Origin of the sequence: Streptomyces sp. Act143, from assembly GCF_003143935.1 — a bacterium.
Classification (GTDB): Bacteria; Actinomycetota; Actinomycetes; order Streptomycetales; family Streptomycetaceae; genus Streptomyces.
In genome coordinates, this window is sequence record NZ_QFRX01000001.1 from 4589700 (window position 1) to 4604810 (window position 15111).

At 72.7% G+C, this 15111-nt stretch carries 13 protein-coding genes; 9 read left to right on the forward strand and 4 right to left on the reverse strand.

The features are described 5' to 3' along the window. The first annotated feature begins 42 nt into the window (after positions 1-42). Positions 43-819 carry a hypothetical protein gene (locus DI272_RS20650; protein WP_109496796.1) on the forward strand — a complete coding sequence of 259 codons (777 nt, stop codon included), beginning with the start codon at positions 43-45 and terminating at the stop codon, positions 817-819. A gap of 8 nt (positions 820-827) precedes the next feature. On the opposite strand, the gene DI272_RS20655 is transcribed toward DI272_RS20650, so the two are convergent. Then, positions 828-1787 (reverse strand): DMT family transporter, encoded by a 960-nt coding sequence (locus DI272_RS20655; protein ID WP_109500946.1) that lies wholly within the window; start codon positions 1785-1787, stop codon positions 828-830. 118 nt (positions 1788-1905) lie between these two features. After that, positions 1906-3051 carry a peptidoglycan bridge formation glycyltransferase FemA/FemB family protein gene (locus DI272_RS20660; RefSeq protein WP_109500947.1) on the reverse strand — a complete coding sequence of 382 codons (1146 nt, stop codon included), beginning with the start codon at positions 3049-3051 and terminating at the stop codon, positions 1906-1908. 291 nt (positions 3052-3342) lie between these two features. Here DI272_RS20660 and DI272_RS20665 point away from each other — a divergent pair, with 291 nt between their 5' ends. Then, positions 3343-3906 carry a GNAT family N-acetyltransferase gene (locus DI272_RS20665; RefSeq protein WP_109496797.1) on the forward strand — a complete coding sequence of 188 codons (564 nt, stop codon included), beginning with the start codon at positions 3343-3345 and terminating at the stop codon, positions 3904-3906. Here the strand turns inward: DI272_RS20665 and DI272_RS20670 are convergent. Next, positions 3890-6748: an FAD-binding and (Fe-S)-binding domain-containing protein gene (locus DI272_RS20670; RefSeq protein WP_109496798.1), complete on the reverse strand. Its 2859-nt coding sequence runs from the start codon at positions 6746-6748 to the stop codon at positions 3890-3892. The genes DI272_RS20665 and DI272_RS20670 overlap by 17 nt on opposite strands. 215 nt (positions 6749-6963) lie before the next feature. Between DI272_RS20670 and DI272_RS20675 the strand changes: the two genes are divergently transcribed. The 7 genes from DI272_RS20675 (at position 6964) to serC (ending at position 13973) form a co-directional block, all read left to right on the forward strand. Beyond that, the gene (locus DI272_RS20675; RefSeq protein ID WP_109496799.1) at positions 6964-8874 is read left to right on the forward strand and encodes a sensor histidine kinase KdpD; all 1911 of its coding nucleotides are present in this window, start codon (positions 6964-6966) and stop codon (positions 8872-8874) included. After that, positions 8871-9278 (forward strand): roadblock/LC7 domain-containing protein, encoded by a 408-nt coding sequence (locus DI272_RS20680; protein WP_079306837.1) that lies wholly within the window; start codon positions 8871-8873, stop codon positions 9276-9278. The genes DI272_RS20675 and DI272_RS20680 overlap by 4 nt, the downstream gene beginning before the upstream one ends. Then, positions 9275-9622 (forward strand): DUF742 domain-containing protein, encoded by a 348-nt coding sequence (locus DI272_RS20685; RefSeq protein WP_109496800.1) that lies wholly within the window; start codon positions 9275-9277, stop codon positions 9620-9622. The genes DI272_RS20680 and DI272_RS20685 overlap by 4 nt, the downstream gene beginning before the upstream one ends. Next, positions 9603-10259, forward strand: a complete 657-nt coding sequence (locus tag DI272_RS20690) for an ATP/GTP-binding protein (protein WP_109496801.1) — start codon at positions 9603-9605, stop codon at positions 10257-10259. The genes DI272_RS20685 and DI272_RS20690 overlap by 20 nt, the downstream gene beginning before the upstream one ends. Then, positions 10256-11461 (forward strand): cytochrome P450, encoded by a 1206-nt coding sequence (locus tag DI272_RS20695; RefSeq protein WP_109496802.1) that lies wholly within the window; start codon positions 10256-10258, stop codon positions 11459-11461. The genes DI272_RS20690 and DI272_RS20695 overlap by 4 nt, the downstream gene beginning before the upstream one ends. A 61-nt stretch (positions 11462-11522) precedes the next feature. Continuing rightward, positions 11523-12767: a cytochrome P450 gene (locus DI272_RS20700; RefSeq protein ID WP_109500948.1), complete on the forward strand. Its 1245-nt coding sequence runs from the start codon at positions 11523-11525 to the stop codon at positions 12765-12767. Between the two features lie 87 nt (positions 12768-12854). Next, entirely contained in the window at positions 12855-13973 is a 1119-nt protein-coding gene (serC, locus tag DI272_RS20705) for a phosphoserine transaminase (RefSeq protein WP_109496803.1), read from the forward strand. A gap of 145 nt (positions 13974-14118) precedes the next feature. On the opposite strand, the gene DI272_RS20710 is transcribed toward serC, so the two are convergent. Continuing rightward, positions 14119-15054 (reverse strand): NADP-dependent oxidoreductase, encoded by a 936-nt coding sequence (locus DI272_RS20710; protein ID WP_109496804.1) that lies wholly within the window; start codon positions 15052-15054, stop codon positions 14119-14121. Positions 15055-15111: the final 57 nt, after the last annotated feature.

Sequence of the window (15111 nt, forward strand, 5' to 3'; positions counted from 1 at the left end):
GGACCATGGCCACCAGGGCGGGGACGAGGCCTGGAGGCGGGCATGGGCAGGTTTCTGGCGGGGGTCGGGGCCGTGGTCGCGGCCGGGGTGGCGCTGGTCGTCGCCTATCTGGCGGGGGCGCCCGCGGACGTGGTGTTCGGGGCCGGGGCGGGGGTGCTGAGCCTGCTGTGGCTGATGCTCCTGCTGACCGTGCCGTGGAATCTCCACTTCCGGGCGCATGCCGTGCTCGCCGAGATCGCGGTGAGCCGGGAGAAGGGCCTGGAGATCTCCCCGGCGCGGGACGCCGAGGCCAGGCGCATCGCCCGCGCGATGCTGCGGACGGCGGTCGCGGGCCATGTGGTCACGGCGGCGGCCGTCGTCGCGGTCACCTGGGCGACGGGCGCCTTCACCGGCTACTGGTTCGCCGCGTTCTTCCTGCTCAGTACGTTCTTCCGGCCGGCCGGCGCCTGGTTCGGCCAGCTCCGGCGGCGCCTGGGCGCCCTGCTCAAGGACGTCACGTATCCGCGGGACGACGTCGTCGAACTCAACGCCCGCCTGGACCGCGCCGAGGCCGGGACACGGGTGCTGGAGGAGAAGGCGGAGGAACAGTACCGGGCCCTCGCCGAGCTGCGCCGGACCGTGGACGCGCTGGCCATGAGCGCGTACGAGCGGGCGGAGGAGGCGGATCGGAAGGTCGCCGCACTGGGCCGGGAGTTCGAGGCCACGGTGGACCGGCTCACCGACAACCAGGAGATCATCGCGGGCGTGCGGGCCTTCCTGCGGCTGGTGCGCGCTCCGGAACTGCCGGGGGACGCGCGGGACGCGGCGGCCCCGGGCTGACCCGCGGTTCAGAGCTCTTGCGGCACCGCCACCGCCGCCTTCCCCCGCCCCGTCTGCGTCAGCACCACACCCATGCTGGCCGCGATGACCAGGGCGATGGCGACGGCCTCGGTGGCGGACAGGGCCTGGCTCAGGACGAGGAAGCCGGCGGTGGCGGCGATGGCCGGTTCCAGGCTCATGAGGATGGCGAAGGTGGAGGCGGGCAGCCGGCGCAGGGCGATGAGCTCCAGTGTGTAGGGCAGGACCGAGGAGAGGACGGCCACCGCCGAGCCCAGGGCGATGGTCGTGGGGTCGAGGAGCTTGCTGCCGGACTCGGCGATCCCGAGCGGCAGGAACACCAGCGCCGCGACCGCCATGGCGAGGGCGAGCCCGTCGGCCTGCGGGAAGCGTCGGCCGGTACGGGCGCTGAAGACGATGTACGCCGCCCACATGGCGCCGGCACCCAGGGCGAAGAGGACGCCCGCGACGTCGAGGCTGCCGAAGCCGCCGCCGCTGAGCAGGACGACACCGGCGAGGGCCAGCCCGGCCCACAGCAGGTTGATCGCCCGGCGGGAGGCGAGGACCGAGAGGGCCAGCGGGCCGAGCACCTCCAGGGCGACGGCGGGGCCGAGCGGGATGCGGGCGATGGACTGGTAGAAGAGGCCGTTCATCCCGGCCATCGTGAGGCCGAAGACAATCACCGTGGCCCAGTCCGCGCGGCTGTGCCCGCGCACCCGCGGCCGGCACACGACCAGCAGCACGATCGCCGCCGCCACCAGCCGCAGCGTCACCACGCCGAGCGCCCCGGCGCGCGGCATCAGGCTCGCCGCGAGGGCGCCGCCGAACTGCACGGAGATGCCCGCGGACAGCACCAGGCCGATGGAGCCGAGGGAGCGTCGGCGGTGCGGGGTGCCTGCCGGCGGCTGGGCGGCGGGGGTCTGGGCAGCCGGGGTCGCCGAGGGCGAGGCGGCAGTGCTGGGGGTGGTCACGGGGCCTTCCAGGGATTCGATGCGCGATTCGTTCATCTCGATGTACTGTCAAGTCCAGAGTAATAGACTCCGTCAGGTACGTGAACCCCTTTTGCCACTGTCACCCGTCTGGGCAGGCTCAGCGCCGCGCCATGTACAGGTCCAGCGCCTTGTGCAGCAGCCGGTTCAACGGGAAGTCCCACTCCCCCAGGTACTCGATGGCCTGGCCGCCCGTGCCGACCTTGAAGCGGAGCAGCCCGAGGAGGTGGTTGGACTCCTCCAGGGTGTCGGTGATGCCGCGCAGGTCGTAGACGGCGGCACCCAGCTCGTGGGCGTCGGTCATCATCCGCCACTGCATGGCGTTGTTGGGCTGGACCTCGCGCTTGTGGGCGGTGGAGGCGCCGTAGGAGTACCAGACGTGCTCGCCGACCGTGAGCATCGTGGCCGCGGCGAGGACGCCGCCGTCGTGGCGGGCGAGGTAGAGGCGCATACGGTCGGGGTGCTCGGCGTTCAGTACGGTCCACATGCGCTGGAAGTAGGCGAGGGGCCGCGGGATGAAGCGGTCGCGTGCGGCGGTCTCGGTGTAGAGGGCGTAGAACGCCGGAAGGTCCTCGGGGCCGCCCCGGACGACCTCCACCCCCGCCTTCTCGGCCTTCTTGATGTTGCGCCGCCACTGCTGGTTGAGGCCGCGGTGGATGTCGTCCAACGACCGCCCCGCGAAGGGCACTTGGAAGACGTACCGGGGCTGTCCGGCGGCGAAGCCGTCCTCACCGCCCGGCTCCGTCTGCTGCCAGCCCGCCCGCCGCAGCCGGTCGGCGACGTCGAAGGCACGCGGTTCGTACGAGGTCGCCTCGGCGTCCCTGAGCCGCCGGGCGGCCGGGTCGGCGATCGCGGCCTTCACGGCGTCGGCGCTCCAGCGGCGCACGACCACGGGCGGCCCCATCTTCACCGAGAACGCGCCCTGCCGTTTCAGGTGGGCGAGCATCGGCTCCAGCCAGCGCTCCGCGAGTTCGGGGTCGTACCAGTCGACGATCGGCCCCTCGGGCAGATAGGCCAGGTACTTCTTCAGCTTCGGCACCGGCCGGTACAGCACCAGCCCCGCCCCCACCAGCCGCCCCTCCTCGTCGAACCACCCCAGACTCTCCGCCCGCCAGTCCGGCTTCACCTCGCCCCAGGCGGGGATCTGGGTGTGGCTGGCGGAGGGGCGGGAGGCGATGAAGGCGAGGTGGTCGGGGCGGGAGACCGGCTGGACGCGGAGGGGGCGGCGGGAGCTTTCGTTTGTCATTTCCCCGAAGATGCGCATGCGAGTTCGCCGGTTCCCATGAGCCGGTCATGAAATGCGGGCCGACTCCCGCGTATTGCAGACGGTCCGACGGCCCGGTAATGCACATGGCCAACTCCACCCCATTCCATGGGAGTTCGGAGTACGCCGTTTTCATTTCTGCATGAGTCAGGAACATGGTCCCATCGATGAGTTCGGGCTCAGGGGCGCCCAGGTCAGGTCGTGCCGGTCGGAGCGGCTCAGGACACCACATATTCCGTCCGCCGTAAGCATCCGCCGACCTAGGATCTGCCCATGATCGAAGGCGAGTTGGTACGGCTCCGCGCGCTGCGCGCGGAGGATGCGGAGCACCATCTGCGGTGGCGCAACGACCCGGAGGTGGTGCACTGGGCCACCGGCGGCGACCCGATGTTCGGGCCGGTCACCGCGGAGGCCGTCGGTCTCGCCTTCGAGACGATGCTGCGGCTGAACCCGAGGGAGGAGGCCGTCCTCACGGTCGAGGACCTCGCCGACGGCGCAGTGATCGGCATGGCGGACTACCGCGAACTCGACCCCTACGCAGGGCTGGTCACGGTCGGCATCACCATCGGCGACCGCGACCGCTGGGGGCACGGGCACGGCTCGGACGCGCTGCGGCTGCTGGTGGGGCACCTGTTCGGCGCCTTCGGGCTGCACCGCGTCCAGCTCGACACCTGGAGCGGCAACACCCGCGCCGTACGCGCCTTCACCAAGGCGGGCTTCCGCGAGGAGGGCCGGCGTCGGGGTGCGGTGCTGGTGAGGGGCGAGCGGCACGACAGCGTGTTGTTCGGGTTGCTGCGGGAGGAGTGGGAGGCGGGGGCGCCTATTCCTGCGGAATAACCGGCCGTCCCTCCTCCACCTCCTCCACCCGCTCCGCCAGCACCTCCGCCAGATGCCGCCCCCGCACCCCCGCCAGCTGCTCCAGCTGTGTGCGGCAGGAGTAGCCGTCGGCCAGGACCACCGCGCCTTCCGGCGCCTGCCGCACCGACGGCAGCAGCTGCTCCTCCGCGCACGAACGCGACACCTCGAAGTGGCCTTTTTCAAAGCCGAAGTTGCCCGCCAGGCCGCAGCAGCCGCCGCTCAGCTCGCCGTCCAGACCCGCCGCCGCGCGCAGCCGCCGGTCGGGCGTGTCGCCCAGGACCGCGTGCTGGTGGCAGTGGGTCTGGCCGACCGCCGGGCGGTTCACCTGCGGGGGTGTCCAGTCGGGGGCCAGGCGCTCCAGGGCCTCGGCGAAGGTGAGGACGCGGGAGGCCAGGCGGGCGGCGCGCGGGTCGGTGTGGAGGAGTTCCGGCAGGTCCGTGCGGAGGGCCGCCGCACAGCTGGGTTCCAGGACGACGACCGGGAGGTCGGTCTCCAGCACCGGTGTCATCAGCTCCAGGGTGCGGCGCATGACCGTACGGGCGCGGTCGAGCTGGCCGGTCGAGACGTACGTCAGCCCGCAGCAGACCCGGCCGCGGCGGGCCGTGAGCGGGGCGAAGGAGGGGGACGGGCGGAGCGTGGGCGGCAGCAGGACGGTCAGACCGGCCGCCTCCAGGACGCGGACCGCCGCCTGACCCACCTGCGGTGACAGGTGTTCGGTGAAGGTGTCCGGCCACAGCACCACCCGCGGCCCCGTGCCGGCCGGTGCCGGCCGTCGCGCCCACCAGCGGGTCAGCGTCCGCTCCGCCAGCCGTGGAAGCCGCCGCTCAGGCGCGATGCCGCCCAGCCTTCTCGCCGCCGACGCCAACGGCCTGACGGCAGCCAGGGCGTTGACCACCTTCGCCGTGCGGGTGCGCGCCACCGCCCGCAGCCACACCGGCAGCCATCCCATCGCGTAGTGGGCGGCCGGCCGGCGTCGGCCCGCGTAGTGGTGGTGGAGGAACTCCGCCTTGTACGTCGCCATGTCCACCTCGACCGGGCAGTCCGAACGGCAGCCCTTGCAGGACAGGCACAGGTCCAGCGCCTCGCGCACCTCCTCGGAGCGCCAGCCGTCGGTCACCACCTCACCCGCCAGCATCTCGTGCAGCAGCCGGGCACGGCCGCGCGTGGAGTGCGCCTCCTCGCCGGTCGCGCGGAAGGACGGGCACATCACGCCCGCTCCCGTCACGGAGGTCGTACGGCACTTCGCCACCCCCACGCAGCGGCGGACCGCGGCCGAGAAGTCGCCGTCGTCGGCGGGGTAGCCGAAGGCCACGTCGACCGGCTCGCGCGGGAGGACGGAGAAGCGGAGGTTGGTGTCCAGGGGCGCCGGGCGGACCAGCACGCCGGGGTTGAGGAGGTCGTCGGGGTCCCAGGCCGCCTTCGCGCGCTCGAAGAGGGACACCAGCTCCGCGCCGTACATCCGGGGCAGCAGCTCGGCCCGCGCCTGCCCGTCGCCGTGCTCCCCGGACAGCGAACCGCCGTGCGCCACGACCAGGTCGGCGAGTTCCTCGGAGAAGCGGCGGAAACGGGCGATGCCCTTGTCGGTGAGCAGGTCGAAGTCGACGCGGACGTGGATGCAGCCGTCGCCGAAGTGGCCGTACGGCGTCCCGCGCAGCCCGTGATCGGTGAGGAGCCGCCTGAAGTCCCGCAGATACGCGCCCAGTCGGGGCGGCGGCACCGCGCAGTCCTCCCAGCCGGGCCAGGCCTCGGAGCCGTCCGGCATGCGGGTCGCGGTGCCGCTGGCGTCCTCCCGGATGCGCCACAGCGTCCGCTGCCCGGCCGGGTCGGTCACCACCAGCGCGTCCACGCCCTCCGCCGCCCGCACGATCGTCTCCGCACGCGCGCGTGCCTCGGCCTCGGTGTCGCCGCCCGTCTCCACGAACAGCCAGGCCGCGCCCCGCGGCAGCGCGACCGCCGACGGCACCAGGTCGGCCGCCATGCCCTCCACGGTCAGGGGGTGGTGGGGCAGCAGCCCGGCGGCGGCCTCCGCGGCGGCGCCCTCGTCCGCGTATCCCAGGACGGCCAGCGCACGCGCGCGGGGCGCCTCCACCAGCCGTACGACCGCCTCCGTCAGCACCCCGAGGGTGCCCTCGCTGCCGCAGAACGCGCGGGCGACGTCGGCGCCCTTCTCCGGGAGCAGCGCGTCCAGCGCGTACCCCGAGATGCGGCGGGGCAGTTCGGGGAAGCCGGTGCGCAGGCGGGCCAGGTCGCCGGCCACCAGGTCGCGCAGGCCGTCCGGGGCGCCGGCCCAGTCCTGCCCGAGCCGCAGCCGCTGCCCGCGCGCGGTGATCACGTCCAGTTCGCGGACGCTGTCGGCGGTCGTGCCCCAGGCCACCGAGTGCGAGCCGCACGAGTTGTTGCCGATCATTCCGCCGAGGGTGCAGCGGCTGTGCGTGGAGGGGTCGGGGCCGAAGCGCAGGCCGTGCGGGGCGGCGGCGTCCTGCAGGCGGTCCAGGACGAGGCCGGGCTGCACGACGGCCGTGCGGGACTCCGGGTCGAGGGAGACCAGGCGGTTCATGTGGCGGGTGAAGTCCAGCACCACGCCGGTGCCGGTGGCCTGCCCGGCGATCGACGTCCCGCCGCCGCGCGGCACCACGGGCACGCCGCGCTCCCGGCACACCTCCAGCACCGCCGCCACGTCGTCCGCGTCCCTGGGCGCCACCGCCCCCAGCGGAACCCGGCGGTAGTTGGACGCGTCCATGGTCATCAGCGCCCGGGACGTGACGTCGAACCCGACCTCACCCCGGACGGCCGCCCGCAGCGCCGACTCGAGATCCGTCATGGCTCAAGCATGCATCCGACCACTGACAGTGACGAAGCAACGGCCGTGACGGAGCAGTGGCCGTGACGGAGCCGTCATGCCCCACCGGAATCTGTGAACGCCTCCAGAACCTTCCCAATTTGATCACCAACTCTCATATAGTGACCGCTTATTGAGCGACAGGTGTCGCTTCTCGCCCAGGAACACACAGCGGCCCCCGACCGAGGACCCGACTCATGACCGCCCCAAGCCTGCCCGGCGAACGGCCCACCGCCCGCACCCTCCTGCCCGCCCCCCTGCTCACCGCCGTCCTCGCCGCGCTCGCGGTCGCCGTCGCGGTGGCCCGGGCGCCGGAGTCGGTGCGCGTCCCGCTCGCCCTCGGCAGCGGTGCGGGCGCCCTGCTGCTGACCGTCGCCGTCGCCGTGGCCGTCCACGCCCTGCACAGCGCCCGGATCACCCGCCGCCGCCTGGAGGCCGTCACCCTCGACGCCGGGCGGCTGCTGCAGGACCGCGCCCGGCAGAGCGCGGAGTTCGACCAGGAGCGGGTCCAGCTGACCGAGGAGCTGACCCGCGAACGAGCCCGGCACGCCGCCGAGCTCGCCGAGGAACGCGCCCGCCTCACCGCCGAGTCGGAGGCGGAGCGGGCCCGCCTCTCCACCGCGAACGCCCGCCTGACCGAGCGCGCCCGCCGGGCCGAGCAGGAGCGGGCCACCGCCCTGTCCGCCACCGCCAACGCGGCGAGCCGCATGCAGGCGCTCGCCACCGGCATGCTCGCCGACCTGCGCGCCATGGAGGAACGGCACGACGACGAGGACGTCCTCGCCGACCTCCTGCACCTCGACCACCGCACCGCCCAGGCGGGCCGCCTCGCCGACTCCGTCGCCGTCCTCACCGGCGCCCGCTCCGGCCGCCGTTGGGCCCGCCCCATCGCCATGGAGTCGATCCTGCGCGGCGCGATGGGCCGCATCAGCGGCTACCGGCGGGTGCGCGTGCACTCCGCCTGCGAGGCCGCCGTCGCCGGGCACGCCGCCGAAGGCGTGATGCACGCCCTCGCCGAACTCCTCGACAACGCCGCCAATTTCTCGCCGCCGACCGCCGAGGTCCACGTCTACGTCGAGGAGGTCCCGGCCGGTGTCATCGTCTCCGTGGAGGACAGCGGCCTGGTGATGGGCGAGGTCCAGCTCCGCCGCGCCGAGCAGGCCGTCTCCGGCGACGACGCCGAACTCGGCGGCCTCACCGGCACCCGGCTCGGCCTCGCGGTCGTGGGCCGGCTGTCCCGCAAGTACGGCCTCACGGTCTCGTTCCGTCCGTCCGCCCGCGGCGGCACCGGCGTCCTGATGCTCGTGCCCCAGGACATCCTCGTACCGGAACAGCTCGCCGCCCGCCCGCCGGAGCCGCTGCCGCCGGCGCAGACCGCCCCCTCTTCGGCGCCGCGGACGCAGACGCCGACGCCGACGGCACTGGAGCCGAAGACGGCACTGGAGACGGACATGCCGCCGGACAGGAGCACGGCCCTGGACCACGATCCGGTGCCCACCCACGAGTCCCCCGAGCACAGCGCGGCGTCCCTCCTCGGCGACCGGCCCACCGAGCGGTCCGAAAGCCTGCCCGCGGAATGGTCCAAGGACCGCCCCGGAGGCACTCCTGAAGGCGCCACCCAAGACCGCCCCGGAGACCGTGCCGGAGGCCGCTCCGAGGGTCTGCCCGACGGACTCCCCAAACGCCGCAGGGGCCGCGCCCTCGCCGCGGCCGAGCGGGAGCAGCGGGAGCGGATACGCGCGCGTGCCGCCGAAGAAGCCGGAACCGGAGCGACGGGAACCGGAGCGACCGCCGGAGCGACCGGAGCCAGAGCAACCGCGGCCGGATCCACCACAGCCGGAACCACCGGAACCGCGGGAACCACCGGAACCGCCGGAACCACGGACCCCAAGGACGACGCCCCCACCCGCGCCCTCCGCTTCAGCAGCTTCCGCCAAGCGGTTCGCGGCTCCCTCTCCGACCAGAGCAACCCCGCAACCACCGACGAGGGCACCCTCACCACCCAGGACCAGGACGCCCAGAACCCCCACGACCGTCCCACCACCCCCGACCCAGCCCCCGCCCCCTCCCACCAGCACTCCACCCCGGAAGGCGATCCCACGTCATGACCGGCACCACCACCGCCGACGAGAAGCTCACCTGGCTCATCGAGGGCCTCCTTGAGCGCACCCCGGGCGCGCGGCACGCGCTCGTCCTCTCTCGGGACGGGCTGAAGCTGTGCCGGACGCCGGAGCTCACCGTCGACCAGGCCGACCAGCTCGCCGCGATCGCCGCCGGCATCCAGGCCCTGTCGCAGGGCGCGTCCGTGGAGTTCGGGGACGGCACCGGAGGCGTGCGGTCGGCGATGACCGAGTTCTACGGTGGCGTGCTCTTCATCGTGGAGGCCGGTGAGGGCGCTCATCTGGCCGTCGTCACCACCGAGGACGCGGACGCCGGTCTCGTCGGGCACAACATGAGCGAGCTCGTCGAGCAGCTCGGCGCCCATCTGACCGCGCAGCCCCGGACGTCATGAGCCGCCCCGGCAGGGACGACTCACCCGACCGCCTCTACACCCTCACCGGTGGTCGCGCGCACGCCACCCCGGACAGCCCCTTCGACCTGGTGACCCTCGTGGTCGCCGAGTGCGATCCGGTGCCCGGTATGCAGTCGGAGCACGCGGCGATCCTCAGGCTCACGGAACTGCCCATGGCGGTGGTGGAGTTGGCCGCCGAGCTGAAGCTGCCCGTGAGCATCACCAAGATCCTGCTCGCCGACCTCCTCGCGACGGGCCGCGTCAGCGCCCGTCACCCGAGGAAAGCCGCCGTCCCCGATCCCGACGTCCTGGAACAGGTGCTCGTTGGACTCCGCAACCTCTGAGGCAAGCTCCGAGACGACCTCCGAGCCGGCCTCCGCCGCCCGCACCCCGCTGGGTGCCACCGCCGACAACGGCCTCAAGATCGTCGTCGTCGGCGGTTTCGGCGTCGGCAAGACCACCCTCGTCCGCTCGGTCAGCGAGATACGTCCCCTCAACACCGAGGAGACGATGACCCGGGCCGGCGAGCACATCGACGACATCAGTGAGATCCGGGACAAGAAGGCGACCACCGTCGCCTTCGACTTCGGCCGCATCACGCTCGACGCCCGCAATGTGCTGTACCTCTTCGGCGCCCCCGGCCAGGAGCGGTTCTGGTTCCTGTGGGACCGGTTGTTCTCCGGGACGCTCGGCGCGGTCGTCCTCGTCGACACCCGTCGTATCGACGACAGCTGGTACGCCATCGACCGTCTCGAACACCACGGCACGCCCTTCATCGTGGCCTGCAACGACTTCGGCGGCCCCACCTACGCCCCGAGCCAGATCCGCGAGGCCCTCGACCTCGATCCGCACGTCCCGCTGCTCGACTGCGACGCCCGCTCCCGGGCCTCCGGCAAGCAGGTGCTGATCACCCTGGTCGAGCACGTCAAGCACACCTACGCCCGCCAAGCCTCCACAAGAGAACAGGAGTTGACCCGGTGACCGCCCCCATACCCCTCAGCGGCCCCAGGTTCCAGACCGAACCGGCGCGGCTGTACCGGGAGATGCGGCGCGACCACGGTGCCGTGACGCCGGTCCTGCTCGACGGCGACATCCCGGCCTGGCTGGTGCTCGGCTACCGCGAGCTGCATCAAGTCACCGGTGATCCGGTGCTGTTCAGCCGGGACTCGGAGCTGTGGAACCAGTGGGACCGCATCCCCGACGACTGGCCGCTGCTGCCGATGATCGGCCGCAAGCAGCCGTCGATCCTGTACACGGTCGGCGAACGCCACCGCGAGCGGGCCGCGATGATCAGCGAGGCGCTGGAGGCGGTGAGCCCCTCCGAACTGCGCGGCTACGCCGAGCGGTTCGCCGACGAACTGATCGACGCGGTGTGCGCCGAGGGCGAGACCGACATCATCGGCAACTACGCGATGCTGCTGCCGGTGCGGGTCCTGGCCCGGCTCTACGGCTTCTCCGACGAGGAGGGCCCCGGCCTGGTCACGGCCCTCAACGACATGATCGACGGCCGGGAGCGGGCGATCGCCGGGCAGACGCACCTGGCCACTTCGATGTTCCAGCTCCTGGCCGACCGGCATGCCGAGCCCGCCGACGACGTCGTCTCCCGGATGCTCGCCCACCCCGGCGGGTTCACCGACGAGGAGATCGCCCAGGACCTGATGGTGATGATGGCGGCCGGGCACCAGCCCACCGCCGACTGGATCGGCAACTCGCTGCGCCTGATGCTGACCGACAGCAGGTTCGCGGCCTCCCTGTTCGGCGGCCGCAACAGCGTCGCCGACGCCATGAACGAGGTGCTGTGGGAGGACACCCCCACCCAGAACGTGGCCGGCCGCTGGGCGTCCCGCGACACCCAGCTCGGCGGGCGCCGGGTCCGGGCCGGCGACCTGCTGCTGCTCGGCCTCCAGGGCGCCAACTCCGATCCGCAGGTCCGCACCGACGGCTCCACCCTCACCGGCGGCAACAGCGCGCACTTCTCCTTCGGGCACGGCGAGCACCGCTGCCCGTTCCCCGCGCAGGAGGTCGCCGAGGTCATCGCGCGCACCGGGATCGAGGTCGTCCTGGACCGGCTCCCCGACATCGACCTGGCCGTCCCCGCCGACTCCCTGACGCGCCGCCCCTCGCCGTGGCTGCGCGGGCTGACCGCGCTGCCGGTCCGCTTCACGCCGGTCCCGGCGCTCTGAGCCCCCACACGTCTGCCCTCACTCACGCCGCCCCTCTGGAGGCACCCGTATGACCACTGAGATGACGACCGACGCGGAACAGACCCGTATAGCCCTCGACCCCTTCGTCAAGGACCTGGACGGTGAGAGCGCGCGCCTGCGTGCCGCCGGTCCGCTGGCCGCCGTGGAGCTGCCCGGCGGGGTCCCCGTGTGGGCGGTCACGCACCACGCCGAGGCCAAGGCGCTGCTCACCGACCCCCGGCTGGTGAAGGACATCAACGTTTGGGGTGCCTGGCAGCGCGGCGAGATCCCCCCGGACTGGCCGCTGATCGGGCTGGCCAACCCCGGCCGCTCCATGCTCACCGTCGACGGCGCCGACCACCGCCGGATGCGCACCCTGGTCGCCCAGGCGCTCACCCCGCGCCGGGTGGAGGCGATGCGGGAGCGGATCACGGCGCTGACCGAGAAGCTGCTCGACGACCTGGAGGGCGCCGCCGAGGACGGGGTGGTCGACCTCAAGGCGGCCTTCGCCTACCCGCTCCCGATGTACGTCATCGCCGACCTCATGGGCCTGGCCGAGGCGAAGCTCCCCCGGCTGAAGGAGCTGTTCGAGAAGTTCTTCTCCACCCAGACCCCGCCGGCGGAGGTCATCGCGACGCTCACCGAGCTCGCGGGCATCATGGCGGAGACGGTGGCCGCCAAGCGCGCCGAGCCCGGTGACGACCTCACCTCGGCGCTCATCCAGGCGTCCGAGAACGGTGACCACCTCACCGACGAGGAGATCGTCTCCACCCTCCAGCTGATGGTCGCGGCCGGCCACGAGACGACGATCTCCCTCATCGTCAACGCCGTGCTCCAGCTGTCACTCCACCCGGTGCAGCGTGCCCTGGTGCTGGCGGGCGAGGTCGACTGGTCCTCGGTCGTCGAGGAGACGCTCCGGCACTCCACCCCCACCTCCCACGTCCTGATCCGCTTCGCGACGGAGGACGTCCAGGTGGGCGACAAGGTCCTGCCCGCGGGCGACGCGCTGATCGTGTCGTACGCCGCCATCGGCCGCGACGAGCAGGCGCACGGCCCCACGGCGGGCGAGTTCGACATCACCCGCACCTCGCCGAACCGCCACATCAGCTTCGGCCACGGCCCGCACGTCTGCCCCGGCGCCGCCCTCTCCCGCCTGGAGGCGGGCGTCGCCCTCCCGGCCCTGTACGCCCGCTTCCCGGACCTCGACCTGGCGATCCCGCCGACGAACCTGCGCAACAAGCCGGTGGTGACCCAGAACGACCTGTTCGAACTGCCGGTTCGGCTGACGGCGCCGCAGGATTCGTAGATCACGACAAGTCCACGGGCCGGAGAAGTCGTCTCATCGAACGGACACGTTTCCGTCCGGTTTCACCGAGGAGATACCCTCCGGCTCGTGGCTGAGATCCAGATTCCCGCTGACATCAAGCCCGCCGACGGTCGTTTCGGCGCGGGCCCCTCCAAGGTGCGGACGGAAGCGCTGGACGCGCTGGCCGCGACCGGTACCTCTCTGCTCGGCACCTCCCACCGCCAGGCCCCGGTGAAGAACCTGGTCGGCAAGGTGCGCGAGGGCATCAGTGAGCTGTTCTCCCTGCCCGAGGGCTACGAGGTGATCCTCGGCAACGGCGGCTCCACCGCGTTCTGGGACGTCGCGACCCACGGCCTGATCGAGAACAAGTCGCAGCACCTGAACTTCGGCGAGTTCAGCTCGAAGTTCGCCAAGGCCGCGAAGCTCGCCCCGTGGCTGGCCGAGCCGACCGTCATCGCCTCCGACCCGGGCACCCACCCGGAGCCGCAGGCCGAGGCGGGCGTCGACGTCTACGCCTTCACCCACAACGAGACGTCGACGGGTGTCGCGGCCCCGATCAAGCGCGTGTCCGGCGCCGACGAGGGTGCGCTGGTCCTGGTCGACGCCACCTCCGGCGCCGGCGGCCTCCCGGTCGACATCGCCGAGACCGACGTCTACTACTTCGCCCCGCAGAAGTCCTTCGCCTCCGACGGCGGCCTGTGGATCGGTGTCTTCTCCCCGGCCGCGATCGAGCGCGCCGAGCGCGTCCACGCCTCCGGCCGCCACGTGCCCGAGTTCTTCTCGCTCCCCACGGCGATCGACAACTCCCGCAAGAACCAGACGTACAACACCCCGGCGCTGGCCACCCTCTTCCTCCTGAACCAGCAGCTGGAGTGGATCAACGGCCAGGGCGGTCTCGCCTGGTCCACGGCCCGTACGAAGGACTCCTCGACCCGCCTGTACAGCTGGGCGGAGGAGTCGAAGCACGCGACCCCGTTCGTCTCCGACCCGGCCAAGCGCTCCCAGGTCATCGGCACGATCGACTTCTCCGACGAGATCGACGCCGCCGCGATCGCCAAGGTCCTGCGCGCCAACGGCATCGTCGACACCGAGCCCTACCGCAAGCTCGGCCGCAACCAGCTCCGCGTGGCGATGTTCCCGGCGATCGACCCGGCGGACGTCGAGGCGCTGACGAAGTGCATCGACTACGTGATCGAGAAGCTCTGATCGCTCTCGTACGACGATGAAGGGCGCCCGGCTCGTCGCTGGGCGCCCTTCGTCGTCCGGCCGGCACGGCACCGGCCGGGCACCCGGCACCCCTCGTCGTCCGGCGGTCACGGCACCGACCGGGCGCCCCCTCTTCGTCCGGCCGTCACGGCACCAGCACGAGCTTGCCCGTCGTCCGCTTCTCCTCGATCGCCCGGTGGGCCGCGGCGGCCTCCGCCAGCGGGTAGGTGCGCTCCACCACGACCGTCAGCCGCCCGTCCTCGATGCGCCGCGTGACCGGCTCCAGCGCCTCCCCCGAGGGCTCCGCCGTGACCCACACGTACCGCAGCCCCCGCTCGGCCGCCCGCGCCTCGTCGACGCCGGGGTCGATCGCCGCCCCGATGAGCAGGCCGCCCGGCCTGAGCACGTCCAGTGAGCGCGTCCCGTACTCGCCGCCCACCAGGTCCAGCACGACGTCGACCGGCGCCACGGCCGTCCGGAAGTCCCCGGCGGTGTAGTCGACCAGCTCGTCGGCGCCGAGCCCGCGCAGCCAGTCGTGCTTGCCCGGCCGTGCCGTGCCGATGACATGGGCCCCCAGTTCCTTGGCGAGCTGCACCGCGACGTGCCCCACCCCGCCGGCCGCCGCGTGGATCAGCACCCGGTCGCCGGGCCCGGCCTCCGCCAGGCCGAACAGCGCCCGCCACGCGGTGATCGCGACCAGCGGCACCGCCGCGGCCTGCGCGAGGCCGAGGTTCTTCGGCTTGGGGGCGAGCGCGGCGACAGGTGCGACGACGTACTCGGCGTACGCACCCCGCGCCGACAGCGGCAGCATGCCGTACACCTCGTCCCCCGCCCCGAACCGCGTCACGCCCTCGCCCACCCGCGCCACGACCCCGGCCACGTCGTTCCCCGGGGTCCACGGCAGGGTCACCAGCTCCGGCACCCGCCCGGACCGCAACACCGTGTCCCCGGGGTTCACCCCGGCGCCCCCGACCCGCACCAGCACCTGGCCGGGCCCGGGCTCGGGCACATCGGTCTCGGCACAGGTGAGCACCTCGGGACCGCCGAAGGAGGACTGGACGATGGCATGCATACGGTTCATGCGGTCATCCTCGGCCGCGGCAATCCCCGCACGGAAGACGGCACTTGTCTGATATCG

What these genes read in the sequence shown, in the direction of transcription:
- DI272_RS20650 (WP_109496796.1), top strand. Translation starts at nt 43, where the DNA reads ATGGGCAGGTTTCTGGCGGGGGTCGGGGCCGTGGTCGCGGCCGGGGTG.
- DI272_RS20660 (WP_109500947.1), bottom strand. Translation starts at nt 3,051, where the DNA reads ATGACAAACGAAAGCTCCCGCCGCCCCCTCCGCGTCCAGCCGGTCTCC.
- DI272_RS20665 (WP_109496797.1), top strand. Translation starts at nt 3,343, where the DNA reads ATGATCGAAGGCGAGTTGGTACGGCTCCGCGCGCTGCGCGCGGAGGAT.
- DI272_RS20670 (WP_109496798.1), bottom strand. Translation starts at nt 6,748, where the DNA reads ATGACGGATCTCGAGTCGGCGCTGCGGGCGGCCGTCCGGGGTGAGGTC.
- DI272_RS20675 (WP_109496799.1), top strand. Translation starts at nt 6,964, where the DNA reads ATGACCGCCCCAAGCCTGCCCGGCGAACGGCCCACCGCCCGCACCCTC.
- DI272_RS20680 (WP_079306837.1), top strand. Translation starts at nt 8,871, where the DNA reads ATGACCGGCACCACCACCGCCGACGAGAAGCTCACCTGGCTCATCGAG.
- DI272_RS20685 (WP_109496800.1), top strand. Translation starts at nt 9,275, where the DNA reads ATGAGCCGCCCCGGCAGGGACGACTCACCCGACCGCCTCTACACCCTC.
- DI272_RS20700 (WP_109500948.1), top strand. Translation starts at nt 11,523, where the DNA reads ATGACGACCGACGCGGAACAGACCCGTATAGCCCTCGACCCCTTCGTC.
- DI272_RS20710 (WP_109496804.1), bottom strand. Translation starts at nt 15,054, where the DNA reads ATGAACCGTATGCATGCCATCGTCCAGTCCTCCTTCGGCGGTCCCGAG.